Source organism: Pseudomonas sp. GW821-FHT02A08 (genome assembly GCF_059422045.1).
This window is the reverse complement of sequence record NZ_JBWKWD010000034.1, coordinates 1-23,876: the sequence shown is the minus strand read 5'-3', so window position 1 is coordinate 23,876 and position 23,876 is coordinate 1. Positions and strand designations below refer to the sequence as shown.

General features: G+C 61.5%; 18 protein-coding genes. 11 read left to right on the top strand and 7 right to left on the bottom strand.

Annotation, left to right across the window (positions count from 1 at the left end):
• Positions 1–4 precede the first annotated feature (4 nt).
• Positions 5–1,978: a MacB family efflux pump subunit gene (locus tag AC07W4_RS21430; RefSeq protein ID WP_495033885.1), complete on the bottom strand. Its 1,974-nt coding sequence runs from the start codon at positions 1,976–1,978 to the stop codon at positions 5–7.
• Entirely contained in the window at positions 1,979–3,151 is a 1,173-nt protein-coding gene (locus AC07W4_RS21425) for an efflux RND transporter periplasmic adaptor subunit (protein ID WP_495033884.1), read from the bottom strand.
• A gap of 385 nt (positions 3,152–3,536) precedes the next feature.
• On the opposite strand from AC07W4_RS21425, the gene AC07W4_RS21420 reads away from it, so the two are divergent.
• The 7 genes from AC07W4_RS21420 (at position 3,537) to AC07W4_RS21390 (ending at position 14,129) form a co-directional block, all read left to right on the top strand.
• Complete coding sequence (locus AC07W4_RS21420) at positions 3,537–4,019, top strand: sigma-70 family RNA polymerase sigma factor (protein ID WP_008049780.1); 483 nt, start codon at positions 3,537–3,539, stop codon at positions 4,017–4,019.
• Positions 4,020–4,152: 133 nt separating this feature from the next.
• Complete coding sequence (locus AC07W4_RS21415) at positions 4,153–5,490, top strand: lysine N(6)-hydroxylase/L-ornithine N(5)-oxygenase family protein (RefSeq protein ID WP_495033883.1); 1,338 nt, start codon at positions 4,153–4,155, stop codon at positions 5,488–5,490.
• Between the two features lie 569 nt (positions 5,491–6,059).
• On the top strand, positions 6,060–8,774 hold the full coding sequence (gene mgtA / locus AC07W4_RS21410; RefSeq protein WP_495033882.1) for a magnesium-translocating P-type ATPase: 2,715 nt from the start codon (positions 6,060–6,062) through the stop codon (positions 8,772–8,774).
• 146 nt (positions 8,775–8,920) lie between these two features.
• Positions 8,921–9,637: an MgtC/SapB family protein gene (locus AC07W4_RS21405; RefSeq protein ID WP_495033881.1), complete on the top strand. Its 717-nt coding sequence runs from the start codon at positions 8,921–8,923 to the stop codon at positions 9,635–9,637.
• Between the two features lie 127 nt (positions 9,638–9,764).
• Positions 9,765–10,166 (top strand): ANTAR domain-containing protein, encoded by a 402-nt coding sequence (locus AC07W4_RS21400; protein WP_495033880.1) that lies wholly within the window; start codon positions 9,765–9,767, stop codon positions 10,164–10,166.
• Positions 10,167–10,274: 108 nt separating this feature from the next.
• Positions 10,275–10,901 (top strand): response regulator, encoded by a 627-nt coding sequence (locus AC07W4_RS21395; RefSeq protein ID WP_495033879.1) that lies wholly within the window; start codon positions 10,275–10,277, stop codon positions 10,899–10,901.
• Positions 10,902–14,129 carry a transporter substrate-binding domain-containing protein gene (locus AC07W4_RS21390; protein WP_495033878.1) on the top strand — a complete coding sequence of 1,076 codons (3,228 nt, stop codon included), beginning with the start codon at positions 10,902–10,904 and terminating at the stop codon, positions 14,127–14,129.
• A gap of 3 nt (positions 14,130–14,132) precedes the next feature.
• Here the strand turns inward: AC07W4_RS21390 and dkgB are convergent, their stop codons facing one another.
• The 3 genes from dkgB to AC07W4_RS21375 all read right to left on the bottom strand — a co-directional run bounded on the left by dkgB (position 14,133) and on the right by AC07W4_RS21375 (position 16,739).
• Positions 14,133–14,936, bottom strand: a complete 804-nt coding sequence (gene dkgB, locus AC07W4_RS21385; RefSeq protein ID WP_495033877.1) for a 2,5-didehydrogluconate reductase DkgB — start codon at positions 14,934–14,936, stop codon at positions 14,133–14,135.
• Between the two features lie 233 nt (positions 14,937–15,169).
• Complete coding sequence (locus tag AC07W4_RS21380; RefSeq protein ID WP_495033876.1) at positions 15,170–15,709, bottom strand: PaaI family thioesterase; 540 nt, start codon at positions 15,707–15,709, stop codon at positions 15,170–15,172.
• Positions 15,710–15,830: 121 nt separating this feature from the next.
• A complete protein-coding gene (locus AC07W4_RS21375) occupies positions 15,831–16,739 on the bottom strand; it encodes a LysR family transcriptional regulator (RefSeq protein WP_008049793.1) in 909 nt (302 codons plus the stop codon).
• A gap of 104 nt (positions 16,740–16,843) precedes the next feature.
• Here AC07W4_RS21375 and AC07W4_RS21370 point away from each other — a divergent pair, with 104 nt between their 5' ends.
• From AC07W4_RS21370 to AC07W4_RS21355, 4 genes are all read left to right on the top strand, one after another.
• Positions 16,844–17,710 carry a pirin family protein gene (locus AC07W4_RS21370; RefSeq protein WP_495033875.1) on the top strand — a complete coding sequence of 289 codons (867 nt, stop codon included), beginning with the start codon at positions 16,844–16,846 and terminating at the stop codon, positions 17,708–17,710.
• A 93-nt stretch (positions 17,711–17,803) separates the two neighbouring features.
• Positions 17,804–18,487: an isochorismatase family protein gene (locus AC07W4_RS21365; RefSeq protein ID WP_110660420.1), complete on the top strand. Its 684-nt coding sequence runs from the start codon at positions 17,804–17,806 to the stop codon at positions 18,485–18,487.
• Positions 18,488–18,817: 330 nt separating this feature from the next.
• Entirely contained in the window at positions 18,818–20,260 is a 1,443-nt protein-coding gene (locus AC07W4_RS21360) for a mechanosensitive ion channel domain-containing protein (RefSeq protein ID WP_495033874.1), read from the top strand.
• A 235-nt stretch (positions 20,261–20,495) separates the two neighbouring features.
• Complete coding sequence (locus tag AC07W4_RS21355) at positions 20,496–20,936, top strand: carboxymuconolactone decarboxylase family protein (RefSeq protein WP_008049798.1); 441 nt, start codon at positions 20,496–20,498, stop codon at positions 20,934–20,936.
• Between the two features lie 22 nt (positions 20,937–20,958).
• Here AC07W4_RS21355 and AC07W4_RS21350 read toward each other — a convergent pair whose 3' ends face one another.
• Both AC07W4_RS21350 and AC07W4_RS21345 read right to left on the bottom strand, forming a co-directional pair.
• The gene (locus tag AC07W4_RS21350) at positions 20,959–22,551 is read right to left on the bottom strand and encodes a DHA2 family efflux MFS transporter permease subunit (RefSeq protein ID WP_008049799.1); all 1,593 of its coding nucleotides are present in this window, start codon (positions 22,549–22,551) and stop codon (positions 20,959–20,961) included.
• A complete protein-coding gene (locus AC07W4_RS21345) occupies positions 22,548–23,669 on the bottom strand; it encodes an HlyD family secretion protein (protein WP_495033873.1) in 1,122 nt (373 codons plus the stop codon). Before AC07W4_RS21345 ends, AC07W4_RS21350 begins: the two co-directional genes overlap by 4 nt.
• Positions 23,670–23,876 lie beyond the last annotated feature (207 nt).

Genomic DNA, 23,876 nt, shown 5'->3' with positions numbered 1-23,876 from the left:
TCGATCATTCACTGGTAAGGGCCGTGACCGGGTCGAGTCGGGCAGCCTTGCGGGCCGGCATGTAGCCGAAAACGACACCGGTGACCAAGGCGCAGCCGAAGGCGCCCAGCACCGCTATCAGGGAGAACGCGACAGCGACTTCGCTGAAAATCAGCACGCCCCCGACGATCAGCGCCAGGGCGATCCCGGTGAGGCCGCCCACCACCGAGAGCATCACCGCTTCGGTGAGGAACTGGCGCAGGATGTCGCGCTGGCGGGCACCGGTGGCCATGCGGATACCGATCTCGCGAGTCCGCTCGCGCACGGTCATGAGCATGATGTTCATCACACCGATCCCGCCCACCAGCAGCGAAATCGCCGCAATCGAGCCGAGCATCAGCGACAGGGTGTTTTGCGTGCGTGCCTCGGCCTGGATCATCGCAGCGTTGTTGGTCAATTCGAAATCGTGCTTGCCGTCATGCAGGCGCAGCATCAGTTGCTCGATGGCTTTTTCGGTCTCCTTGACCTTGCGCGCATCGGCGGCGGCGATGGCGATGTACTCGGGATTGTGGGTGCCGAACAGGCGTACGCTCGCGGCGGAGTAGGGGATGGCGATGCGGTCGTCACTGTCGGAGTCGCCGGAGCTGGCGCCTTTTTCCGCGAGCACGCCGACCACCTGGAACGGCACGTTTTCGATCAGGATGTACTGGCCGATCGGGTTGGCCACGTCCTTGAGCAGTTTGGTCCGCACCTTGTGCCCGATCACCGCGACCGCCGCGGCGTTTTGTTCGTCGTCGTGGGTGAAGTAACTGCCTTCGACCACCGGCCAGTTGAAAATCGCCGGGAAGTTGGTGTCGTTGCCGCCGACGTAGCTCATGTGATCGAGGTTGCCGAATCGCACCCCGGCCTCCTGGCCGTTGACCGGCATGATCCGCATCACCTGGGGCAGGCTGGCAATCGCGGCAACGTCATCGAGGGTGACGATGCCCATGGGCGTGCGTGGGTTGGGCGCCGAGCCGCTGAGGTAAATGATGTTGGAACCGAACGCGCCCATCTGCGCCATCACCTGGCGCTTGCTGCCTTCGCCGACGGCGAGCATTACGACCACCGAGGCGACGCCGATGATGATGCCGAGCAGGGTCAGGGCGGTGCGGAACTTGTTGATCCACATCACCCGCCACGCCGCGTGCACGGCATCGACCAATTCGCCCTTCCAGGCGCCGGTGGCTTCGGTGCCTTCACTCAAGCGCTTGCGCAGGTCGACGGCTTGTAGCGCACCCGGGTTGGCCGAATGTTGCATGGTCGGGTTTTCGCTGGCGCTGTCACTGATGATCAGGCCGTCGCGGATCTCGATGATGCGTTTGGCCCGGGCCGCCACTTCGCGGTCGTGGGTGATGAGGATCACCACGTGGCCCTGGCTCGCCAGTTCGTCGAGCAGGCTCATGACCTCGGCGCCGCTGTGGCTGTCGAGGGCGCCGGTGGGCTCGTCGGCCAGGATGATGTGGCCGCCATTCATCAACGCGCGGGCAATCGACACCCGTTGCTGCTGCCCGCCGGAGAGTTGATGGGGGCGGTTGCCGGTGCGTGAAGCCAGGCCGAGGCGGTCGAGCAGGGCGGCGGCGCGGGCGTGGCGTTCGGCGGCGGGCAAGCCTGCGTAGATCGCCGGCATCTCGACGTTCTCCTGGGCCGAACCCGACGGAATCAGGTGGTAGCCCTGGAACACGAAACCGAAGGCTTCACGGCGCAGCCAGGCCAGTTCGTCACTGTCCAGCGCCGCGACGTTTTCCCCGGCGAAGCGGTATTCGCCGGCGGTCGGGCGATCCAGGCAGCCGAGGATGTTCATCAGCGTCGACTTACCGGAGCCGGAGGCACCGACGATCGCCACGAACTCCCCCGCATGGATCGACAGGTCGATGCCGCGCAGCACGTGGACTTCAGGCGCGTCGCCACCGCCGTAGGCTTTGCGGATGTCCGAAAGTTCGATCAGGGGCGTGTGCATTCAGCCGCCACTCCCGTCGAACGGGCCGATCAACAGGTGATCGCCTTCTTGCAGGCCGTCGAGGATCTGTACGCGCAGGCGGTCGCTGATGCCGGTGCGCACGTTGCGCTGCTCGATGCTGCCATTGCCGGCGACCACTTGCGCGGTCTGCCGGTCTGTCTGCGGGCCGGCCTGCAGGGCGGCGATGGGCGCGGTGAGTACGTTCTGCGCCTGATTGGCGACGAAAAACACCTGGGTGGTCATTTCCGCCATCAGCGCGTTGTCGGCGTTGTCGACGTCCAGCAACACGGTGTACAGCACGACGCGGGCACTCCCGCTTTTGCTGGTACTGGCGGGGCTGCCGCCGCCCTGGCTGGTCTGGTCCAGGGGCTTGGGCGGGACCGGGAGGATTTGCCGCACGGTGCTGGTCCAGCGTCGGCTACCACCGCTCAGGGTGGTGAACCAGGCGTGCATGCCGGGTTTGACGTGGCCGATGTCCGCCTCCGAGACCTCGGCCCACACGGTCATCGGCGACAGTTTGGCGATGCGCAGGATCAACGGCGTTTGCTGCTGGGCGTTGAGGGTCTGGCCGACCCGGGCATCCAGCGCCACCACAGTGCCGGCCATCGGCGCATAGATGCGCGTGTAGCCGAGCTCCGCCTGGTCGCTGCGCAGGCTGGCTTCGGCCTGGAGGATTTGCGCCTGGAACATGTCGACCCGTGCCTGGGTGGCGCGCAGTTCGGCCTGGGCGGTCTGCACGTCTTCTTCACGGGTGGCGCCGCCGGCGGCGAGGTGCTGTTGACGTTGGTATTTCTGCCGGGCCAGGTCGTGTTGTGCCCGCTGCTCCTGCAGCTGCGCCTTGAGATTTTCGACGGAAAAACGCCCGGCATCGAGTTTGGCCTGTTGCGTGGACGGGTCGATTTCCACCAGCAACTGGCCTTCCTTGACCACATCGCCGACTTCCACGTGGATCTTGTGGATTTGCCCGGAGGCCTGGGCGCCGACGTCGACATAACGCCGCGGTTGCAGGGTGCCCAAGGCCGTGACGCTGCTTTCAATGTCGGCGCGGCTGACCTGGACGGTGACCAGCCCGTCGCGGCCCGGCGGGATGAACTGCCAGGCGGCGACGGCAACCACGGGGATCAGACAAAGTGCTGCAAGCAGGGCGCGTCGGGTCTGTCGGGGACGTTTCATGCAGGGTTCCGGCCTGGGAAAATCGGCCCGTCGTTCAGCGGTGGAGGCGGGCAGAGACGGGGAGCTGTCCTGTAAACGTTGAGCCGGGCGCGGAATTTAGGCGACGACACAATCTAATGTGGGAGCGGGCTTGCTCGCGAAGAGGCCGGCACATTCACCATTTATGTTGCCTGATGCACCGCCTTCGTCGGAACGCCGCCCGGAGCAAGCCCGCTCCCACATGGATCAGAGCTATTTATCGGGCAAGTTGAAGCAGTACTTTAAATCTATATGAGAATTACTATAAATTACGCGACTCGAACTGCCACTATCGTGCCACTGTGTGATTCAGCGGTCGCCGAAACGGCTCAAGGACAGAAACCGCACTCCCGTGCGGACGGGAGTCATGTTGGAAAACTACTATCGCGAACTGGTGTGTTTCCTCAACGCCAGGCTGGGCAACCGTCAGGTGGCCGAAGATGTGGTGCATGACGCTTATCTGCGGGTCCTGGAGCGTTCCAGTGAGACGCCGATCGAGCAGCCCCGGGCATTCCTGTATCGCACCGCCCTCAATCTGGTTATCGACAACCATCGACGCAACACCCTGCGTCAGGCCGAACCCCTGGACGTGCTCGACAATGAGGAGCGCTATTTCACCCCTTCGCCGCAAAACGTGCTCGATCATGGCCAGCGTCTGGAAATGCTCCAGAGTGCCCTGGCGGAGTTGCCAGGGCTGTGCCGCGAGAGTTTCCTGTTGCGCAAGATCGAAGGTCTGTCCCATCCGCAGATTGCCGAGCAACTGGGCATTTCCCGGGCAATGGTCGAGAAGCACATTGTCAACGCCATGAAGCATTGCCGTATACGGATGCGACAGGGGGACGCCCAGTGATCCTGCGCGGTTAAATTTTTTTTCACGGTCCTCGTTCCTACTCAACAGACGACCTGTTGTGCGGCCCTTGGCGGGTCAGGTCACTTAGGTTCAATGCCCCGCCTTTGAGGGGAACATCCAGAGGACACTGGAAATGACACAGGCAATTGCTTCGCCCCTCGTTCACGACCTGATCGGCGTCGGTTTCGGCCCGTCGAACCTGGCACTGGCCATCGCGCTGCAAGAGCGCGGGACGAGCCAGGGCAACCTGGATGTGCTGTTCCTCGACAAGCAGGCCGACTACCGCTGGCACGGCAACACCCTGGTGACCCAGAGCGAGTTGCAGATTTCCTTCCTCAAGGACCTGGTGACCCTGCGCAATCCCACCAGCCCTTATTCGTTCGTCAATTACCTCAAGGCCCACGGGCGCCTGGTGGACTTCATCAACCTGGGCACCTTCTATCCGTGCCGCATGGAGTACAACGACTACCTGCGCTGGGTTGCCGGGCAGTTCACCGGGCAAAGCCGCTACGGTGAAGAGGTACTGACCATCGAGCCGGTGCTGCACAACCAGCAGGTCGAGGCGCTGCGGGTGATTTCCCGCGATGCGACAGGGCATCAACAGGTGCGCACCACCCGTTCGGTGGTGGTCAGCGCCGGTGGCACGCCACGTATTCCCGAGGTGTTCAAGGCGCTCAAGGATGACGGGCGGGTGTTCCACCATTCCCAGTACCTGGCGCAGATGGCCAGGCAGCCGTGCGTGGACAACCGGCCGATGAGCATTGCGATCATCGGGGGCGGGCAGAGCGCGGCCGAAGCCTTCATCGATTTGAACGACAGCTTCCCGTCGGTGCAGGTGGACATGATCCTGCGCGGCTCGGCACTCAAGCCGGCCGACGACAGCCCCTTCGTCAACGAAGTGTTCTCGCCGGAGTTCACCGACCTGGTGTTCCAGCAGCCCGACAGCGAGCGCGAGCGCCTGGTCAACGAATACCACAACACCAACTACTCGGTGGTGGACATCGATCTGATCGAGCGCATCTACGGCATCTTCTATCGGCAGAAAGTTTCGGGCATCGCCCGTCATGCGTTCCACACCCTGACCACGATCGAAAAGGCCACCGCCAACGAACGGGGCATCGAACTGGGGTTGCGCAACAACGCCACCGGCGAAGTCTCGGTGCGTCACTACGATGCCGTGGTGCTGGCCACCGGCTACGAGCGGCAGATGCATCGCAAGCTGCTGGCGCCACTGGAAGAGTACCTGGGGGATTTCGAGGTCGATCGCCACTACAAGCTGATCACCGACGAGCGCTGCAAGGCCGGCCTCTACATGCAGGGCTTTTGCCAGGCCAGCCATGGGTTGAGCGACACCTTGCTGTCGATCCTGCCGATTCGTGCCGATGAAATTGCCGGGTCGTTGTATGAGCATGGCAAGCATCGCGGGCAGGGGCGGTCGGTGGTGGATCTGTTGTTGGCGACTGCCAGCTGAGATTTGCGGCGACTACAAGGCCCTCTTCGCGAGCAAGCCCGCTCCCACTTTGGTCCGGCGAACACAGGTCCATTGTGGGAGCGGGCTTGCTCGCGAAGGGGCCGGAAAGAACACCGCAAATATTGATTCCTGAACCCTTCCTGAAGAACCCCGCGTTTCCCCCTGCAAGACTTTGTAACGGGTTTACTCTCCAGACATCGGGGCGTAAGCTTCGCGCGTTTTCATCCATTACGGAGACCCACAGTGGGTACTTGTTCGAGTGACAGTTGTCGGCCGGTCTCGGTAACCGGCATTTTCTCGGCAAGATAACGCGCAGTCTCCTGTGCCGTTGTCTCGCCGACAAGCGAGCAGCGGCATCCTGATCATGGCCAGTCCCGGCCGTGTCCCGACGTCCCTCTCATCGACGCTGAACAGTGCGTGGTTTCGACTTCTTGTCGTGGCCGCCGCTCTATCGACACGCCTGTTTTTCGTGACCGGCGTGCCAGGCCTTGCCTTGCCGGTTGTTCCGGCGGCAGTGGCGTGGACCTGCCTGCTCGACGGTTTCCCGGCTGACCAAAGGGGCACCAGCCATGAAACTTACCCTCAAGGAATTCTTCGCAGGCTTCCTGCGTAACCGCCACATCGTCCGGCACTTCCGTCGCCTGGCGTTGCTGGAAACCTTCACCGACACCACAGTCAGCCGTGAAGTCCCGCCCAGCCTGGCGCAAACCCTGGTGGCCGCTGCCGGCAGCGATTCCGGTCAATTGCTCAACACCCTGGGCAGTCACACCGACGGCTTGAGCGAACTCGAAGCCGATGCCCTGCGCGAGCAATTCGGTCTCAATGAAGTCGAACACGAACAGCCGCTGCCCTGGTGGACGCACCTGTGGCACTGCTACAAGAACCCGTTCAACCTGCTGCTGACGTTGCTGGCGGTCATCTCCTGGCTGACCGAAGACATGAAAGCCGCCATCGTGATTTTCTCCATGGTGGTGCTCTCGACCTTGCTGCGCTTCTGGCAGGAAACCAAATCCAATCAGGCCGCCGATGCTCTCAAGGCCATGGTCAGCAACACCGCCACGGTGATGCGCCGGGACCTTGAGGACCGTGGCGCGCAGCGCATCGAACTGCCGATCAGGCAACTGGTGCCGGGCGATCTGATCTTACTGTCTGCCGGTGACATGATTCCCGCCGATTGCCGGGTGCTCAGCGCCAAGGACCTGTTCGTCAGCCAGGCGGCGATGACCGGTGAATCGATGCCGGTGGAAAAGTTTCCCCGTCAGCAGGACCGTGAAACGCTCAATCCCCTGGACCTGGACAACATCCTGTTCATGGGCACCAACGTGGTGTCCGGCACGGCCATGGCGGTGATTCTCACCACCGGCAACAGCACCTATTTCGGCGCCCTGGCCCAGCGCGTGGGTGCAACCGACCGGGCGCCGACTTCGTTCCAGACCGGGGTCAACAAAGTCAGCTGGCTGCTTATCCGCTTCATGTTCGTCATGGCGCCGTTGGTGTTGTTCATCAACGGTTTCACCAAGGGCGACTGGACCGAAGCGCTGCTGTTCGCGCTGTCGATTGCCGTGGGCCTGACCCCGGAAATGCTGCCGATGATCGTCACCTCGACCCTGGCCAAGGGCGCGGTGTTCCTGTCGCGCAAGAAAGTCATCGTCAAACGCCTCGACGCGATCCAGAACTTCGGCGCGATGGACGTGTTGTGCACCGACAAGACCGGCACCCTGACCCAGGACAAGATCTTCCTGGCGCGCAACGTCGATGTCTGGGGTCGCGATTGCGATGACGTGCTGGAAATGGCCTACCTCAACAGCTACTACCAGACAGGGCTGAAAAACCTGCTGGATGTGGCGGTGCTCGAACACGTCGAAATCCATCGTGAGCTGAAAGTCGGCACGGCGTTTCGCAAGGTCGACGAGATTCCGTTCGACTTCACTCGCCGGCGCATGTCGGTGGTGGTCGCCGAGCATGGGCAACCGCACCTGCTGATCTGCAAGGGCGCAGTGGAAGAGGTACTGGCGGTCTGCTCGCGGGTTCGTCACGGCGAAGTCGATGAAGTGTTGACCGAAGAACTGCTGGCGCGCATCCGTCAGGTCACGGCCACGTTCAACGCCGAAGGCTTGCGGGTGGTGGCGGTTGCTGCACGGCCGATGATCGAAGGGCGCGACACCTACAGCCTGGCCGATGAACAGGCACTGACACTGATCGGTTACGTAGCCTTTCTCGATCCGCCGAAAGAGAGCACCGCGCCGGCGCTCAAGGCCCTGGCGGCCCATGGCGTGGCGGTGAAAGTGCTGACCGGCGACAACGAACTGGTGACGGCGAAAATCTGCCGTGAGGTCGGCCTGGAGCAGCAAGGCCTGCTGATGGGCAACGAAATCGAACGCATGAGCGATGCCGAACTGGCGAACGCCGTGGAGACCACCAACGTCTTCGCCAGGCTGACGCCGACGCACAAGGAACGCATCGTCCGTCTGCTCAAGGGCAACGGCCATGTGGTCGGTTTCATGGGCGACGGCATCAACGACGCCCCGGCCCTGCGCACCGCCGACATCGGCATTTCCGTGGACAGCGCCGTGGACATCGCCAAGGAAGCGGCCGACATCATCCTGCTGGAAAAGAGCCTGATGGTGCTGGAGGAGGGCGTGCTGGAAGGGCGCCGGACCTTCGCCAACATGCTCAAGTACATCAAGATGACCGCCAGTTCGAACTTCGGCAACGTGTTCTCGGTGCTGGTGGCCAGTGCGTTCATCCCGTTTCTGCCGATGCTGCCGATGCACCTGCTGGTGCAAAACCTGCTCTATGACATTTCGCAGATCGCCATCCCGTTCGATAACGTCGATGACGAAATGCTCAAGCAACCGCAACGCTGGCAACAGGCGGATGTCGGGCGCTTCATGCTGTTTTTCGGGCCGATCAGTTCGATCTTCGACATCACCACGTTCGCCTTGATGTGGTACGTGTTCGATGCCAACACCCCGGATCACCAGACCCTGTTCCAGTCCGGCTGGTTCGTGGTCGGGCTGCTGACCCAGACCCTGATCGTGCACATGATCCGCACCCCGAAGATCCCGTTCCTGCAAAGCCGCGCGGCCATGCCGTTGCTGGTGATGACCGGATTGATCATGGCCGTGGGGATTTTCCTGCCGATGGGACCGCTGGCCCATTACTTCAAATTGCAGGCGTTGCCGTCGCTGTACTTCGTGTTCCTGCCGGTGATCCTGCTGGCGTACATGGCGTTGACCCAGGCGGTGAAGGGCTTCTACATCCGACGGTTTGGCTGGCAATAAAGCCGCAAAACCTGTGGGAGCGGGCTTGCTCGCGAAAGCGATGTATCAGTCACCATCATCATCGACTGACCCACCGCTTTCGTCGGAACGCCGCCCGGAGCAAGCCCGCTCCCACAGGGGCCGTGTGTTTTTTCAAAGGATTCATCATGCAAGCACTTAACAACCTCAACCTGACCTCCCTGCTCGACACCCTGGTCAGCCTCAGCGCGGCCTTCATCCTCGGTGGCCTGATCGGTTTCGAGCGCCAGTACCGGCAGCGCACCGCCGGCTTGCGCACCAACGTGCTGGTGGCGGTGGGCGCGGCGATTTTCGTCGACATGGCCAACCGGCTCGCCGGTGCCGAAGGTGCTGTGCGGGTTGTCGCCTACGTGGTTTCCGGCATCGGCTTTCTCGGTGCAGGGGTGATCATGCGCGAAGAGGGCAATGTGCGCGGCCTCAATACCGCCGCCACGCTCTGGACCTCGGCGGCGGTCGGAGCCTGCGCCGGTGCCGATCTGCTGGCCGAGGCGTTGCTTGGCACCTTGTTTGTGCTGGCGGCAAACACCCTGCTGCGGCCGATCGTCAACAACATCAACCGTCAGCCGCTGGATGTGATTTCGGCGGAAGTCACCAACATCGTCTATGTCATCGCCCGACGCACGCAGCAGAAAACCGTGCTGGCCTTGCTCGAAGCCGAACTGGAGCGCAGCAACTACCCGGCCAGCGATGTCGATGTGCACGCGTTCGGCACGGATGAAATTGAAATCGAAGCCACCCTGGCCACCACCTCGGTCGATGGTGATGAACTGGATGCCCTGGTGGCACGGATTTCGACCTCGGCCCTGGTGGTGCAGGCGTTCTGGAGTCCGAGTACTACGGAGTGAAGGCCAAGGTTTCCCCGGCAAGCGTCAGACTAACCGGCATTGATTTAGGAATATTCCTACATAAACTCAGGGAGGTCTTCCGTAGGCTTTGCGACCTCTTGAAACCGACATCCTTTTGGAGGTCACCTTGCCGGATAAATCCTTGCGCATCCTGATCGCCGATGCGCAGCACTTCAATTGCCTGCGGATCGAGCGGCTGTTCAACCAGCTCGGCTACTTTCGGGTGGCACCGGTGCACAGCCTCGACGAACTCCTTCCACTGGTGGAGTACGCCGGCGAGCCTCTGGACCTGGTGCTCGTCAATGGGGTGATGGCCAGCGAAGGGCTGGATCTGTTCAGTTTCCTGGCCGACAACCGGCAGGTTCATCACGGGTTTATCTTCAATGAACAGCAGGCACCGGTGCCGCCCGTCGCGGGCAAGGTCCAGGTCAGCCAGGCCGCCCTGCCTGACCTCGCGTGCATTACGCAGTTGATGAGCACCGTCGATCGTCGTCTGCCGTTCGTCGGAACTGTCATTTCTGTCAGGTAGTTCTTTCCAGCCTTCCATGCAAAAGTCTATGCGCAGCGTTGTGCCCAACCGCTGCGGTGCCTGGAGGGCATTTTTTGCCCGATCGTGTTGTTTTGCACGGGAGTTGTCATGAAGTCTGCACTGATTGTGGAAGATCATCCGGTGGTTCGCTCCATGATCAAACTCGTACTCAAGGGTGAAGGATTCAAGAGTATTTACGAGGCCTCCCGTGGCGATGAGGTCCTGGCGTTGCTCCGGGAGCATCGACCAGATGTCGTGCTGCTTGATCTGGGGCTTCCCGGTGTGGCGGGGCTTGAGGTGATGGACCGTATCAAGGCCGAACAGACGCGATGCCGCGTGGTGGTGTTCACCTCGCTGGAGGCCCAGTTCTATCAGGACCGCTGCATGCGTGCCGGGGCTTTTGCCTATGTTTCCAAGAGCAAGGACCTGGATGACTTGAAGGCGGCGGTGAATTGCGTGATGGCCGGCTACACCTATTTCGCCCAGACTCCCTCGAGCTCCGTGTCGATGGGGGAGTTGCAACGCAGCGAAAAGCAATTGATCGACAAGCTCACCAATCGTGAGTTGACCGTTCTGCAGTACCTGGCCCGGGGTTCGAAAAACCTGGAAATCGCCGAGATCATGCACCTGAGCTACAAGACCGTCAGTACCTACAAAACCCGACTCACCCTCAAGCTCAACGTGAGCTCGTCGGTGCATTTGAGGGATTTCGCCCTGCGCAATCATCTGATCTGAATGAACACACTCCGACGACTGGCAGGTGGGGTGCTGATCGGCCTTCTTCTCTGGGCATCGACGGTCTGTGCGCAACAGTCGTTGACCCTGTTGGGGCGCTCGAGCGTCGAAGGCCTGAGTGTCAGGTTGTCGGAAACCGAGTCGCGCTGGCTACAGCAAAAGGGCCGATTGGTGCTGGCTGTCTCGGCACCGGACTATCCCCCCTTCGAGTTCAACACGGCGGGCAAGGTGTTCGAAGGCGTGACCGCCGATTACGCCGGGTTGCTCGAACAATTGTTGAACGTCGTCATTGATGTCCGACGCTATCCGTCCCGGGCCGACGCGGTGCAGGCCATCAAGGAAGGGCAGGCAGACCTGCTGGGAACGGCCAACCGGTTTGAAGCCGAAGATCCACAGCTACAGATGTCCAGCGCCTATGCGGTCGATCAACCGGTGCTGGTCACCCGCACCGATTTCCCTCCGGTGCTCGACCCGACGCTGGCCGGCAAGCGGCTGGTGATGCTGTATCACTACCTGCCCGAATACAGCGTGCAACAGTTCTATTCCAGGGCGCAGGTCCAGTTGTTTCCCTCGACGTTGGCGGCGATGGGCGCCGTGGCGTACGGCCAGGCCGATGTCTATCTGGGGGATGCAATCAATGCCCATTACCTGATCAGCAGGAATAACCTGGACAACGTGCACCTGACGGACTTCTCGCCCATGGAGTCCGGGCGTTTTGCCTTTGCAATGGCCCGCGACAATGACTCGCTGTTGCGCATCGTCAACAAGGCGCTGGCGGCCATCTCCACCAATGAACAAATGAATATCCTGCGTCGTTGGGGGGCGAACGGTGTGTCTATCCCCGGCAACCAGTCATTGCAATTGAGCGTGGCCGAACAGCGCTGGCTCGAACGCCACCCGCGGGTCAGGGTCGCGATCAACGAAAATATCCCGCCGATTTCATTTGTCGACAGCGAAGGCAAGTTCCGCGGTATTGGCGTCGATGTACTGGCGAAAATCAGTTTGCGCACCGGCTTGCAATTTGACATCCGGGGCATGAAGTCGGTGGCCGAGATGATGACCGGCATCAAGAGCGGGCAGATCGATGTCCTGGCCGGTATCGGCCTCAGTTCCCAGCGTGAAGATGAGTTGCTGTTCACCCGCGCGTTTCTGAGTAGCCCTTCGGTGCTGGTGACCCGCGTGGATACGGACAGCCCCAGGACGCTGGATGACATGGCGGGAAGGACGTTGGCGCTGACCCAGGGCAACATTGTCGGCGAATACCTTCGCCAGCATTACCCGCAGATCCAGCTGGTGGATGCGCCCCTGTCGACCGATGCCATGGAAATGGTCGCCCAGGGCAAGACCCTGGGCGGCATCAACTCCCTGATCAGCGCCCGTTACCTGATTTCCCGGCAGTATCGCGATCGCCTGCAAGTGACCAGCACCGTGGGCACCGACCCGGCACGAAGCACCCTGGCGACCAGCCGCGAGGCCACCGAGCTGCATTCGATCCTGGACAAGGCGCTGTTGAGCATCCCCCCCGAAGAAATTGACGAGTTGACCCAACCCTGGCGCTATGACGCCATGGTCGAGCAGAGCTATTGGCTACGACACCGGCAGGCGATCGTGCAGGCGTTTGCGCTGGCGGGTGTCCTGCTGTTGCTCGCGTTGGCCGGGATCGTCTGGCAGCGGCGGCAGATTCGCCAGCGCCAGCAATTGCTTGGGCAATTGCAGCAAGCCAAGGACGCGGCGGACGACGCCAACCGGGCCAAGACCACGTTCCTGGCCACCATGAGCCATGAAATACGCACGCCGATGAACGCGCTGATCGGTATGCTCGAACTGGCACTGAAACGGGCCGATGAAGGGGAGACCGACCGCGCCGCCATCGAGGTGGCGTCCAACGCTGGGCAACAATTGCTGGATTTGATCGGCGACATTCTGGACGTCGCCCGGATCGAATCCGGGCATTTGTCGCTGGCGCCGGAGCGGGTCAACCTGCAGGCGCTGGTGACGTCGGTCTGCCGGGTTTTCGAAGGGCTGGCACTGCAGAAAAATCTGCAGTGGCGGGTCGAACTCGACGAACACAGTGACTGTGACGTGATGCTCGATCCCACGCGCTTCAAACAAGTGCTGTCCAATCTGCTGAGCAATGCGATCAAGTTCACCCGGGAAGGCCAGGTGAGCCTGATGCTGCGAGTGCGACCTCAAGCCCCGGCGCACCTCGCGGTCAGCGTGCAGATAGAGGACAGCGGCATCGGTATCAGCGCGCTCGACCGGCAACGCCTGTTCAACCCGTTCGAGCAGGCGGGCAACAACCAACAGAGCGCCCGGCAAGGTTCCGGCCTGGGGTTGGTGATCAGTCGTACCCTGTGCGAAATGATGGGCGGCCGGTTGCAACTCGACAGCCAGCCTGGGCACGGGACGCGGGTCGACATCAGCCTGGTGCTGCCCGCCCTGCAAGCGTTACCCGCGGGGGGCAAGCCCCTGGATCCGGCGCAGCTCACGACCCGGGCGTTGTCGATTCTGGTGGTCGACGACTATCCGGCCAACCGCCTGTTGCTTTCGCGGCAGCTGGGCTACCTGGGCCATCGCGTGGTGCTGGCTGAAGACGGGGCGCAGGGGCTTGAACAGTGGCGTGGGCAAGGGTTCGATCTGGTCATCACTGATTGCAACATGCCGCAGCTCAGTGGGTACGAACTGGCGGGCGCGATACGTGAGCAAGAGCGGGAGCAGGGGCTGTCGCCGACACTGATTCTGGGTTTTACCGCCAATGCGCAGGCCGAGGAGAAAGCCCGGTGTCAGGCGGCGGGCATGGACGATTGCCTGTTCAAGCCCATTCGCCTGGTGGATTTGCAGGCGTGGCTGGCCCAGCGGTTTTCCAGCACACCCTCAACGGCTATCGATGATCCAGGCGTCGCCGAATTCGATTTGAGCGGGCTGGAGCGTTATGCGGATGCGGACCGTGAGCTGGTCGATCAACTGTTGCACGATCTGGCGCTGAGCAACCGCGAGGATCGCGTGCATTTGCTCGCCTTGCACGCCGGCGCCAATCACCCGGGCTTGCGGGAGCTCGCGCACCGGATCAAAGGCGGGGCGCTGATGGTGCGAGCGCTTGCCCTGGTCGAGTGTTGCGAACAACTGGAGCAGGCGTGCAATGACGGCCGCACGGCAAAGATCAACGACGCCGTCGACCGGTTGCAGCAAGCCATGGCCCGCCTGGACCGGCGTCTGGAGCAGGATTGAGGCTCAATCCCAGTTCGGTGCGATGCCTTTCGGGCTGGTCAGGCGGTGGCCGCGATCCAGCGTTGCGATCAAGGCCATGTCGGCCTCGTTCAAGGTCAGCTCGCGAGCCTTCAAGTTGCTTTCAAGGTTGGCCCGGCGAGTGGAAGACGGGATCACCGCGTAACCCGATTGCATGGCCCAGGCCAGGGTGATCTGCGCCGGTGTCGCGTGCAGGCGGTCGGCGATCTGCTGGATGAGCGGATCCTTCAGGACTTCACCGTAAGCCAGGGTCATGTATGAGGTGATGCCGATGCCCTGGCTGCGTGCGAACTCGACGACTTCGCGGTTTTGCAGGTAGGGGTGCAGCTCGATCTGGTGGGTGGCGATGTGCTCTGCACCAATGGTCGCGACTGCCTGTTTCATCAGGTCGATGGTGAAGTTGGACACACCGATCTGCCGGGTCAGGCCCAGGCGTTTGGCTTCGAGCAGGGCGCCCATGAATTCTTCGACCGGCACTTGATCGTCCGGCGACGGCCAGTGGATCAGGGTCAGGTCCAGGTAGTCGGTCTGCAGTTTGCGCAGGCTTTCTTTCAGGCTGTCGATCAAACGATCACCGGCCAGGTTGGCGACCCAGATCTTGCTGGTGACGAACAGTTCGTCACGGGCGATACCGCTGGCGGCGATAGCCTCGCCGACATCAGCTTCGTTCTCGTAGATTTGTGCGGTATCGATCACCCGGTAGCCGAGCGCCAGGGCGGTGCTCACCGAATCGATGACCACCTGGCCTTGCAGGCGAAAGGTACCCAGGCCGAAGGCGGGAATGGACATTGAAGACTCCAGAGGTTGCAGTGGGAATGGGCGGCAGTATCCGCGCCTGCATCCGTGAGAAAAACCGCTGGATTGGCAAAGCAATGTTTACCGTAAATCAAGAATCATCGGCAGTCTGGTGGGGGGATGGTGTCTGATCCGACGCCTTCGCTGGCAAGCCAGCTCCCACAGGGGAATGCATTCCAAATGTGGGAGCGGGCTTGCTCGCGAAGGCGGCGACTCGGTCTGAAGCCTTACCCCCGGGGATCAAGAATCATGCAAGTGGTGGTCCCCGTCGCGTACAACCGCCCATCCACATCATAAATCCGCCCCTCGGCCAGCGCGGTCGAGCGCCCCAGGTGCACAATCTTGCCCTCGGCCCGCACCGGTCCGCTGGCGTTGTTCAACGCGCGGACGTAGCTGATGCGCAGATCCAGCGTGGTGTAACCCTGGCCTTTTTTCAGTTGCGTATGGACCGCGCAACCCATGCATGAATCCAGCAGGGTCGCGGCATAGCCTCCGTGGACCGTGCCCAGCGGGTTGTAGTGCCGGGCATCCGGTGTGCCCTGGAAGATGAACAGCCCGCTCGACCATTCGATGGGGATGAAATCCATCAGCGTGCCAATCGGCGGGGAGGGCAATTCGCCGTTGCCGATGCCTTCGAAAAACTCGGCGGGGGACAACGCGCTGACCTCGGCCATGGACAGACTGCCGGGCCCGGCGAGGCGGGCGCGCATGGCCTGTTCCTGGGCGATCCATTGGGCGAGGGTGGCGTCGCGGTTGGGGCTTTGCATGACGGAGTCCTCGGTGGGGGCAATATTATGGGTGTAATCAAATTTGATATTATGCCCGAAATAAAATCTCGGCTACCCCCCAATAAGCTAACCGCTTGCCGCTCAAAGCTTGCCGCTGCCCCTATGCAATATCACTTCGACTGAATTCCTCCCCGAGAAAATCGATCAGCGTGCGCACCGACGGCAGCAGGCCCCGGCGCGAGGGGAAGATCGCATGGATCACACCGCTCTTCGGTGCCCAGCCCGGCACCAGTTCCACCAGTTGCCCGGCGGCGATTTCATCGCGCACCACGACACTGGGCAGGTGCACGATGCCGATCCCGGCGAGCGCCGCATGGCGCAAGGCCAACAGGTCATCGGTGACCATCCGCGGTGCGTGACGAATCATTGCAGTGTTGCCATCGGCCCCGAACAGTTCCCACTGATATTCGCGCTGCGCCGCGCCCCAGTGCAGGCTCGGCAAGCCGCTGAGGTCGGCCGGGGAGGCCGGAGTCGACAGGCGCGATAAAAAGGCCGGGCTGCCGACCACGCTCTGGGTGCTGTTGCCCAGCACCTTCATCACCATGTCGGTGTTCTCCAGCGGCGGAAAACGTACCCGCAGGGCAATGTCGAAGCCTTCGTGAATCAGGTCGACCCGGCGATTGGTACTCTCGATGAACAATTCCACCAAGGGGTACTTGAGCATATAGCGGGTCAGCATCGGCCCGACCCAGGAATTGAGCAGCGCCGTCGGGCAACTGACACGCACCAGGCCTTGGGGCTCGGAGCGGTTGCGCTCGATCAGTTCGGCGGCGCTTTCCGCCTCCACCCGCATGGCCAGGCAGCGCTGGTAATAGGCCTGGCCGATTTCCGTCAATGAACAATGCCGGCTGGTGCGGTGCAGCAGGCGCACGCCGAGGCGTTCTTCGAGTTCGGCAATGCGTCGGCTGAGCTTGGACTTGGGCATGTCCAGTGCCCGGCCGGCTGCGGCGAAACCGTGATGCTCCACCACTTGGGTGAAGTAGTAGAGGGTGTTGAGGTCTTCCACCATCGTTCTCCAGATAGAACGCTAAAGCTGATTTTTGCAGTCTAGCGCAGCAAAGGTCACGGTTTTAAGCTTTGTCCATGGCTTCACTCACCTCATCAGGAGACACCATGAAAAACATCATCGGTATCTACACCAGTCCACGGACCCATTGGGTCGGCGACGGTTTTCCGGTTCGCACGCTGTTTTCCTACGACAACCTGGGCAAGCACATCAGCCCGTTCCTGTTGCTGGATCACGCCGGCCCCGCTGAATTCACCCCGACCAGCGAGCGACGTGGCGTTGGTCAGCATCCTCATCGTGGCTTCGAAACCGTGACTATCGTTTACAAGGGCGAACTGGAGCATCGGGACTCCACCGGCAGTGGCGGCAAGATCGGCCCCGGCGATGTGCAATGGATGACCGCTGCCTCGGGAATCCTGCATGAAGAGTTTCACTCCGAAGGTTTCGCCAAAAGCGGTGGCACCCTGGAGATGGTGCAATTGTGGGTCAACCTGCCGGCCAGGGACAAAATGGCCGACCCCGGCTACCAGACGATTCTCGACCGTGACATCCCGGCCATCGCCTTGAAGGACAACGCCGGCAGCCTGCGCCTGATCGCCGGTGAGTTCGACGGCCACAAGGGCGCGGCGCGCACCTTCACCCCGGTTGACCTGTGGGACATTCGTTTGAATGCCGGCAAGTTGCTCACCCTTGACCTGCATGAAGGGCGCAACACCGCACTGGTGGTGCTGCGCGGCATGGTTCAGGTCAACGGCCTGGAATCGGTGCGCCAAGGGCAACTGGCCCTGTTCGACCGCAAGGGCGATCAGTTGACCCTCGAAGCCAGCGAAGACGCGGTGGTGCTGTTGCTCAGCGGCGAACCGATCGACGAGCCGATCGTCGGCCACGGCCCGTTCGTGATGAACACCGAGCAAGAAATCCACCAGGCCTTCGCCGACTTCCAGTCCGGTCGCTTCGGCCGTATGCACGCTTAATTCGCAGCGCTTCAACACCCGACTCTACACAGGATGAGTAGGCCGGTTTTCAGGCCAGGGATGGCTGTTGCCCAAAAGAAAGAGGAAACGCACATGAACACTGTCTACGCGGCCAACTTCAACGGCCAGAAACCGACCATCGACCCCAACGACAGCGCGATGCTGTTGATCGATCACCAGAGCGGACTGTTCCAGATCGTCAAGGACATGGACGTGCCCCAACTGCGCGCCAACGCCATTGCCCTGGCCAAGGCCGCGACCCTGCTGAAGATGCCGGTGATCACCACCGCTTCCGTTCCCCAGGGGCCGAACGGGCCGTTGATCCCCGAAATCCACGAGGCCGCACCCCACGCGCAATACGTGGCGCGCAAAGGTGAAATCAACGCCTGGGACAACCCGGAGTTTCACGCGGCGGTCAAAGCCACCGGCAAGAAAACCCTGGTGATCGCCGGCACCTTGACCAGCGTGTGCCTGGCGTTCCCGTCCATCGCCGCCGTGCATGAAGGCTACAAGGTGTTTGCCGTGGTCGACGCCTCCGGCAACCACTCGAAACTGGCCACTGATCTGACCGTTGCCCGCCTGGCCCAGGCCGGGGTGGTGCCGATCGACATCATGGCGACGCTCTCTGAGCTGCAAGGCTCGTGGAACCGTCCGGATGCCGAGCAGTGGGCCGCTGTCTACGCCCAGGCCATGCCGCATTATCAATTGCTGATCGAGAGTTACCTCAAGGCCCAGCAAGTGGCGAACGAACACGAGGTGCTGGATTCCCAGCGCTAACCGGCTGCCCCATGCCGATCTGCGAGGACTATTGCCCCCGCTGTTTTCCAACCATATTCCGGACTGCCGCAACCTGATGACCGGCTACAGCGCGCTGACCAACAGCAAATAGTCCAGCTACGACGATCCCTGTGGGAGCGGGCTTGCCCGCGAAGGCGGTGTGTCAATCAACATAAACGTTGCCTGACACACCGCTTTCGCGAGCAAGCCCGCTCCCACATTGGTTTTGTGGTGTTTTTTGGAGGGTGTTCATCCCGCCAAATCAATTGCTCCTACACTAGTGCCAATCCATGCGATCTTCGCGTTATTGACCCTGGCTGGAGTTGCTTGATGCTGTCATTGCTCACCGAACACCCATTGATCTGCGCCATGGCGCTGATCCTGATCGATCTCGGGTTGTGGTACTTGCTCAGCGCCGCTAGCAGTGCCTGGCGGCTGCTGGTGCGGGTGGTGATTTTTTCGTTGTTCAGCCTGCTGTTGTTCAACGAAGGCATGAACCCGATGGAGCCAGCGCCCTGGGCCGACAACGTACCCTTGCATCTGGCGGCCACCGGCTTGCAGATCGGCTGGTGGTTGTTCGGTGCGAGGACCCTGACCGTGCTGATCGGCGCAGTGATGATGCAACGGGTCGGGCATACCGGGCGATTGCTTCAGGATCTGCTCGGTGCGGTGATTTTCCTGATCGCGATCATTGCCGCCCTGGCCTATGTGCTCGATCTGCCGGTCAAGGGCGTGCTGGCGACGTCCGGTGCATTGGCGATCATCGTCGGCCTGGCCTTGCAAAGTACCCTCAGCGACGTGTTCTCCGGGATCGTCCTGAACACCACCAAGCCTTATCAACTGGATGACTACATCTCCATCGATGGCATGGAGGGCAAGGTGACCGACATCGACTGGCGTGCCACGCGCATGCAAACCTCTCAAGGCAGCATGGCGGTGATTCCCAATTCACTGGCGGCCAAGGCCAAGATCATCAACTTCAGTCGGCCGAGCGATATTTTCGGCATATCCATTTCTGTGGAACTGAGTCCGCATGCGCGGCCGAACACCGTGATCGATGCACTGGAACGTGCCATGCAGGGCTGTCGCCTGCTGCTGGATAAACCAGCGCCTCACGTCGCCCTGAAAAACGCCAGCAGCGCCGGGATGGAATACGAAATCAGCGGGTTTGTCGCATCGATGAGCGAGAAGCGCGAGGTGCGTAATCAACTATACGATCTGGCCTACCGGCACTTACAGGCATCCGGGGTCAATTTGTTGTCGAACGTGGAGCCCGACCCGCCGGTCAACTTGACACGGCATCGAGCGTTACTGGACAGCTCGCCGATTTTCTCCACCTTGCGTCAGGAAGAGAAAGACACCTTCAGCCAGAATATGACCTTGCAATCGTTCCGCGCCGGGGAAACGATCCTGGAGGCGGGGGAGGTCAGTGATCACCTGTTCATCATCGAGTCCGGGGTGGTCTCGGTGACGTTGATGCGCCACGGAGCGCCATTCGAATCCGGCCGCATGGGGCCAGGGGAGGTGATCGGCGAGGCAGGTATTCTGACCGACAGCGCGCTGCCTGCGCAGTTCACCGCCAAGACTTTCTGTGGTCTGTACCGCATCGAAAAGTCCTACCTCAAGCCATGCCTGGATGCCCGTCACGACATCAGCGATGCAATGAAAACCTTGCTCGATTACCGGCTGCACAAAGCGAAAACCCTGACTCAGGACTTGCCGGTGACAGTGGCGAAAAAGGGCTTTTTGCAGTGGTTGCGCAGTCGGGTTTGAGCTCGCTGGTGAATGGTTGCTGCGCGGATCGCGAGCAAGCTCGCTCCCACATTTGAGCGCATTTCCCTGTGGGAGCGAGCTTGCTCGCGATGACGGCAGTGAATTCACCAAAAGTGAAGAGTGAAACCCATCACACCCGCGCCAATGGCCTCCTCGACTTCTGGAATATTGGCTATTTGTGTAAACCAGCCGAGGGACTAACGTAGCGACACACTCACTTGCCCTGGAGCACGTCATGCAACCCCGTATCGATTTCTACACTGCCAGCCCCGACGCCCTCAAGGCGATGATCGCCCTGGAAACAGCAGTGTCGAAGCTGCCGCTGGAAAAAAACCTGATTGAACTGGTCAAGCTGCGCGCTTCGCAGATCAACGGCTGTGCCTTCTGCATCGACATGCACACCGCCGATGCGATCAAGGGTGGCGAAACCCCGCGTCGTCTGTTCGCCGTGACGGCCTGGCGCGAGGCGCCGTTCTTCACCGAACGTGAACGCGCTGCGCTGCTGTGGACTGAATCCCTGACCCAGCTCAGCCTGACCCACGCCCCGGACGAAGACTACGAAGTGGTCAGCGCGCAGTTCACGCCCAAGGAAATGGTCGACCTGACCGTCGCCATCAGTACCATCAACAGCTGGAACCGCCTGGCGGTCGGCTTCCGTAAAATGCCTCAGGCCTGATTCTCAACAATCCGCCGATGCCTCAATGGGCATCGGCACTCGGCGCGGCCGGTGGTTGCACCTTGCGCATCAGGGGCACCATCGCCGTGGCGATAATGAAGCAGACCATGATCATCAGGAACGCGTCGCCATAGGTTTGCGTCTGGGCTTCGCGGTAGGTCAGCAACCATAGTTGATGCAGGCTGGCGGTGACCCCGGCGTCACCGCTCTGGCCGAGGGCGGCGAAGTTGTTGCCGACTTGAGATAGCCATTGATTGAGCGCTTCGTTGGTGCTGTTGAGGTTCTCCGCCAACCGGGTGAAATGCAGGTTGGTGCGGTCGTTGAGGATGGTCGCGCACGCAGCGATACCGATAGCCCCGCCCAGGTTGCGCATCAGATTGAACAACCCTGACGCATGTTTGAGCCGTGCCGGCGCCAGGCCGCCGAGGGTCAGCGTCACCGCGGGCGGCACCGCCAGTTGCTGGGCAATCCCGCGAAAAGCTTGCGGCAGCATCAATTCCCTGGCCCCCCAGTCATGGGTGATCGGGCTGAAATCCCACATCGACAAGGCGAACAGCCCAAGGCCGGTCATCATGATCCAGCGCAGGTCGACGCGGTTGGCCAGAAAGGCGTACAGCGGAATCGCCATGATCTGGAACACTCCGGTGGAGAAAACCGCCAGACCAATGTCCAGCGCTCCGTAGCCACGCACCCGACCGAGGAACAGCGGTGTCAGGTAAATGGTGGCGAACAGGCCGATGCCGGTGACGAACGAGAAGAAACAGCCGAGGGCGAAATTGCGATCCTTCAAGGCGCGCAAATCGACAATCGGGTTGGCCACGTGCAGGGTCCGGCCGATGAACGCCAGGCCGGCCAGGCCGCTGATCCACGCCGTGGTCAGGATCGTGTGGTCGCTGAACCAGTTCCAGCGCGGACCTTCTTCGAGGGTGTATTCCAGGCAGCCGAGAAACAGCGCCAGAAACACCATGCTCAAGTAGTCCGCGCCTTTGAGCAGCGACAGTTCCGGTTGGTCGATCTTGACCAGCATCGGCACGGCGACAGCGACGAAAATCCCCGGCACCAGGTTGATGTAGAACAACCAGTGCCAGGACGATATGTCGGTGATCCAGCCACCGATCACCGGTCCCAGGGTTGGTGCCAGGGACGCCACCGCGCCGATGGTGGCGGCAGCGATGACCCGTTGCTTGCCGGTGAAGAACACGAACGCAGTGGTGAACACCAGCGGGATCATCGAGCCGCCAAGAAACCCTTGCAGGGCGCGGAAGGCGATCATGCTCTGGATGTTCCAGGCCACGCCGCACAGCAGGCTGGTCAGGGTGAAACCCACCGCCGATGCACAAAACAGCCAGCGCGTCGAAAATACCCGCGACAGCCAGCCTGACAGCGGGATCACGATGATTTCGGCGATCAGGTAACTGGTTTGCACCCACGCGGTTTCGTCGGTTCCGGCGGAAAGCCCGCCGCCGATGTCACGCAACGAAGCCGAGACGATCTGGATATCCAGCAGCGCAATGAACATGCCGATGCACATGCTGGCAAAGGCGAAGACCTTGGTCGCCGTCGCCATGTTCGCGGCATTGAACGGTTGCGCCGGGGCGGCGAGGGCGCGGCTCATGGCGCGCTGGCCACGGCTGGCGCTTGAGGCTCCTTGCGCGTGTCCACTTCAGCGGTCACCGACAACCCCGGGCGCAGGTGGCCGAGCACACTGTCGGCCGGGTCGAGGTGAATCCGCACCGGCACCCGCTGCACGATCTTGGTGAAGTTGCCGGTGGCGTTTTCCGGTGGCAACACACTGAATTGCGAACCGCTGGCGGGGGCGAGGCTGTCCAGGTGACCGTGGAATTCCTGGCCCGATAGCACGTCGGCACGGATCACCACCCGTTGCCCCGGCACCATGTGTGCCAGTTGGTCTTCCTTGAAGTTGGCATCAACCCACAGACCGCTGGTCGGCACCACCGAGAGCAATTGTGAACCGGCCTGGGCATAGGCACCGACCCGGGCCCGGCGATTGCCGATCACACCATCGACCGGCGCCTTCAGTTCGGTGTAGCCGACATTCAATTGCGCCAGGTCGCGCTCGGCCCTGGCCTGGATCAAGGCGGCTCGGGCTTGTTGTTTCTGGGTGTCGATCACGTTCAACTGACGTTGCGCGGCCAGCAGTTCGGCCTGGGCGCGGTTGCTTTGGGCCTGGGCCGTCTTGAACGTGGTGTTGGCTCGCTGGGCGCTTTCCACCGAGACGGCGTTGGTGATCACCAGTTTTTTGTAGCGGGCATCGTCATCCCGCGAACGGGCGGTTTCGGCACCGGCGGCGTCGATGCCGGCGCGGGCCTGGCCGATGACGGCCTGTTGCAGTTGTTCGGTGGCGTCGAGGTTGGCCAGCAAGGCCTCCTGGGCGGCCACTGCGCCTTCGGCCTTGGCCAGGTTGGCGCGGTAGTCGCGCGAATCGAGACGGATCAGCACGTCGCCGGCCTTGACCTTCTGGTTGTCGGCCACCAGCACCTCGTCGATATAACCCGCCACTTTCGGTCCGATTACCGTTACATCACCGCCGATGTAGGCGTCGTCGGTTTCTTCGATGAAACGCCCGGCCGTCCACCAATGCGTGCCATACACCCCGGCCAGTACCAACGCTGCAATCCCCATTGTTGGCAGAAGCAGGCGCTTGAGCAGGGGACGTTTTGCCGGTTGCACCGGGGAGTCCAGGTCGGGTTCTACGGTGGACATGCTGGTCATGGAGGGATACCTGTCAGGCGGCGTTTAATTATGATGCCTATAATATGATGCATGTAATATTTTGTGGCAAATGGTTTTTGCTGCCGGTCGTCAGGTGGGTTGTTCCGAGAGAATGAGATTCTGCGTGCGCTAGAGAACCACTGTGGGAGCGGGCTTGCTCGCGAATGCGGTGTGTCAGGCAATGAAAATGTCGACTGACACTCCGCA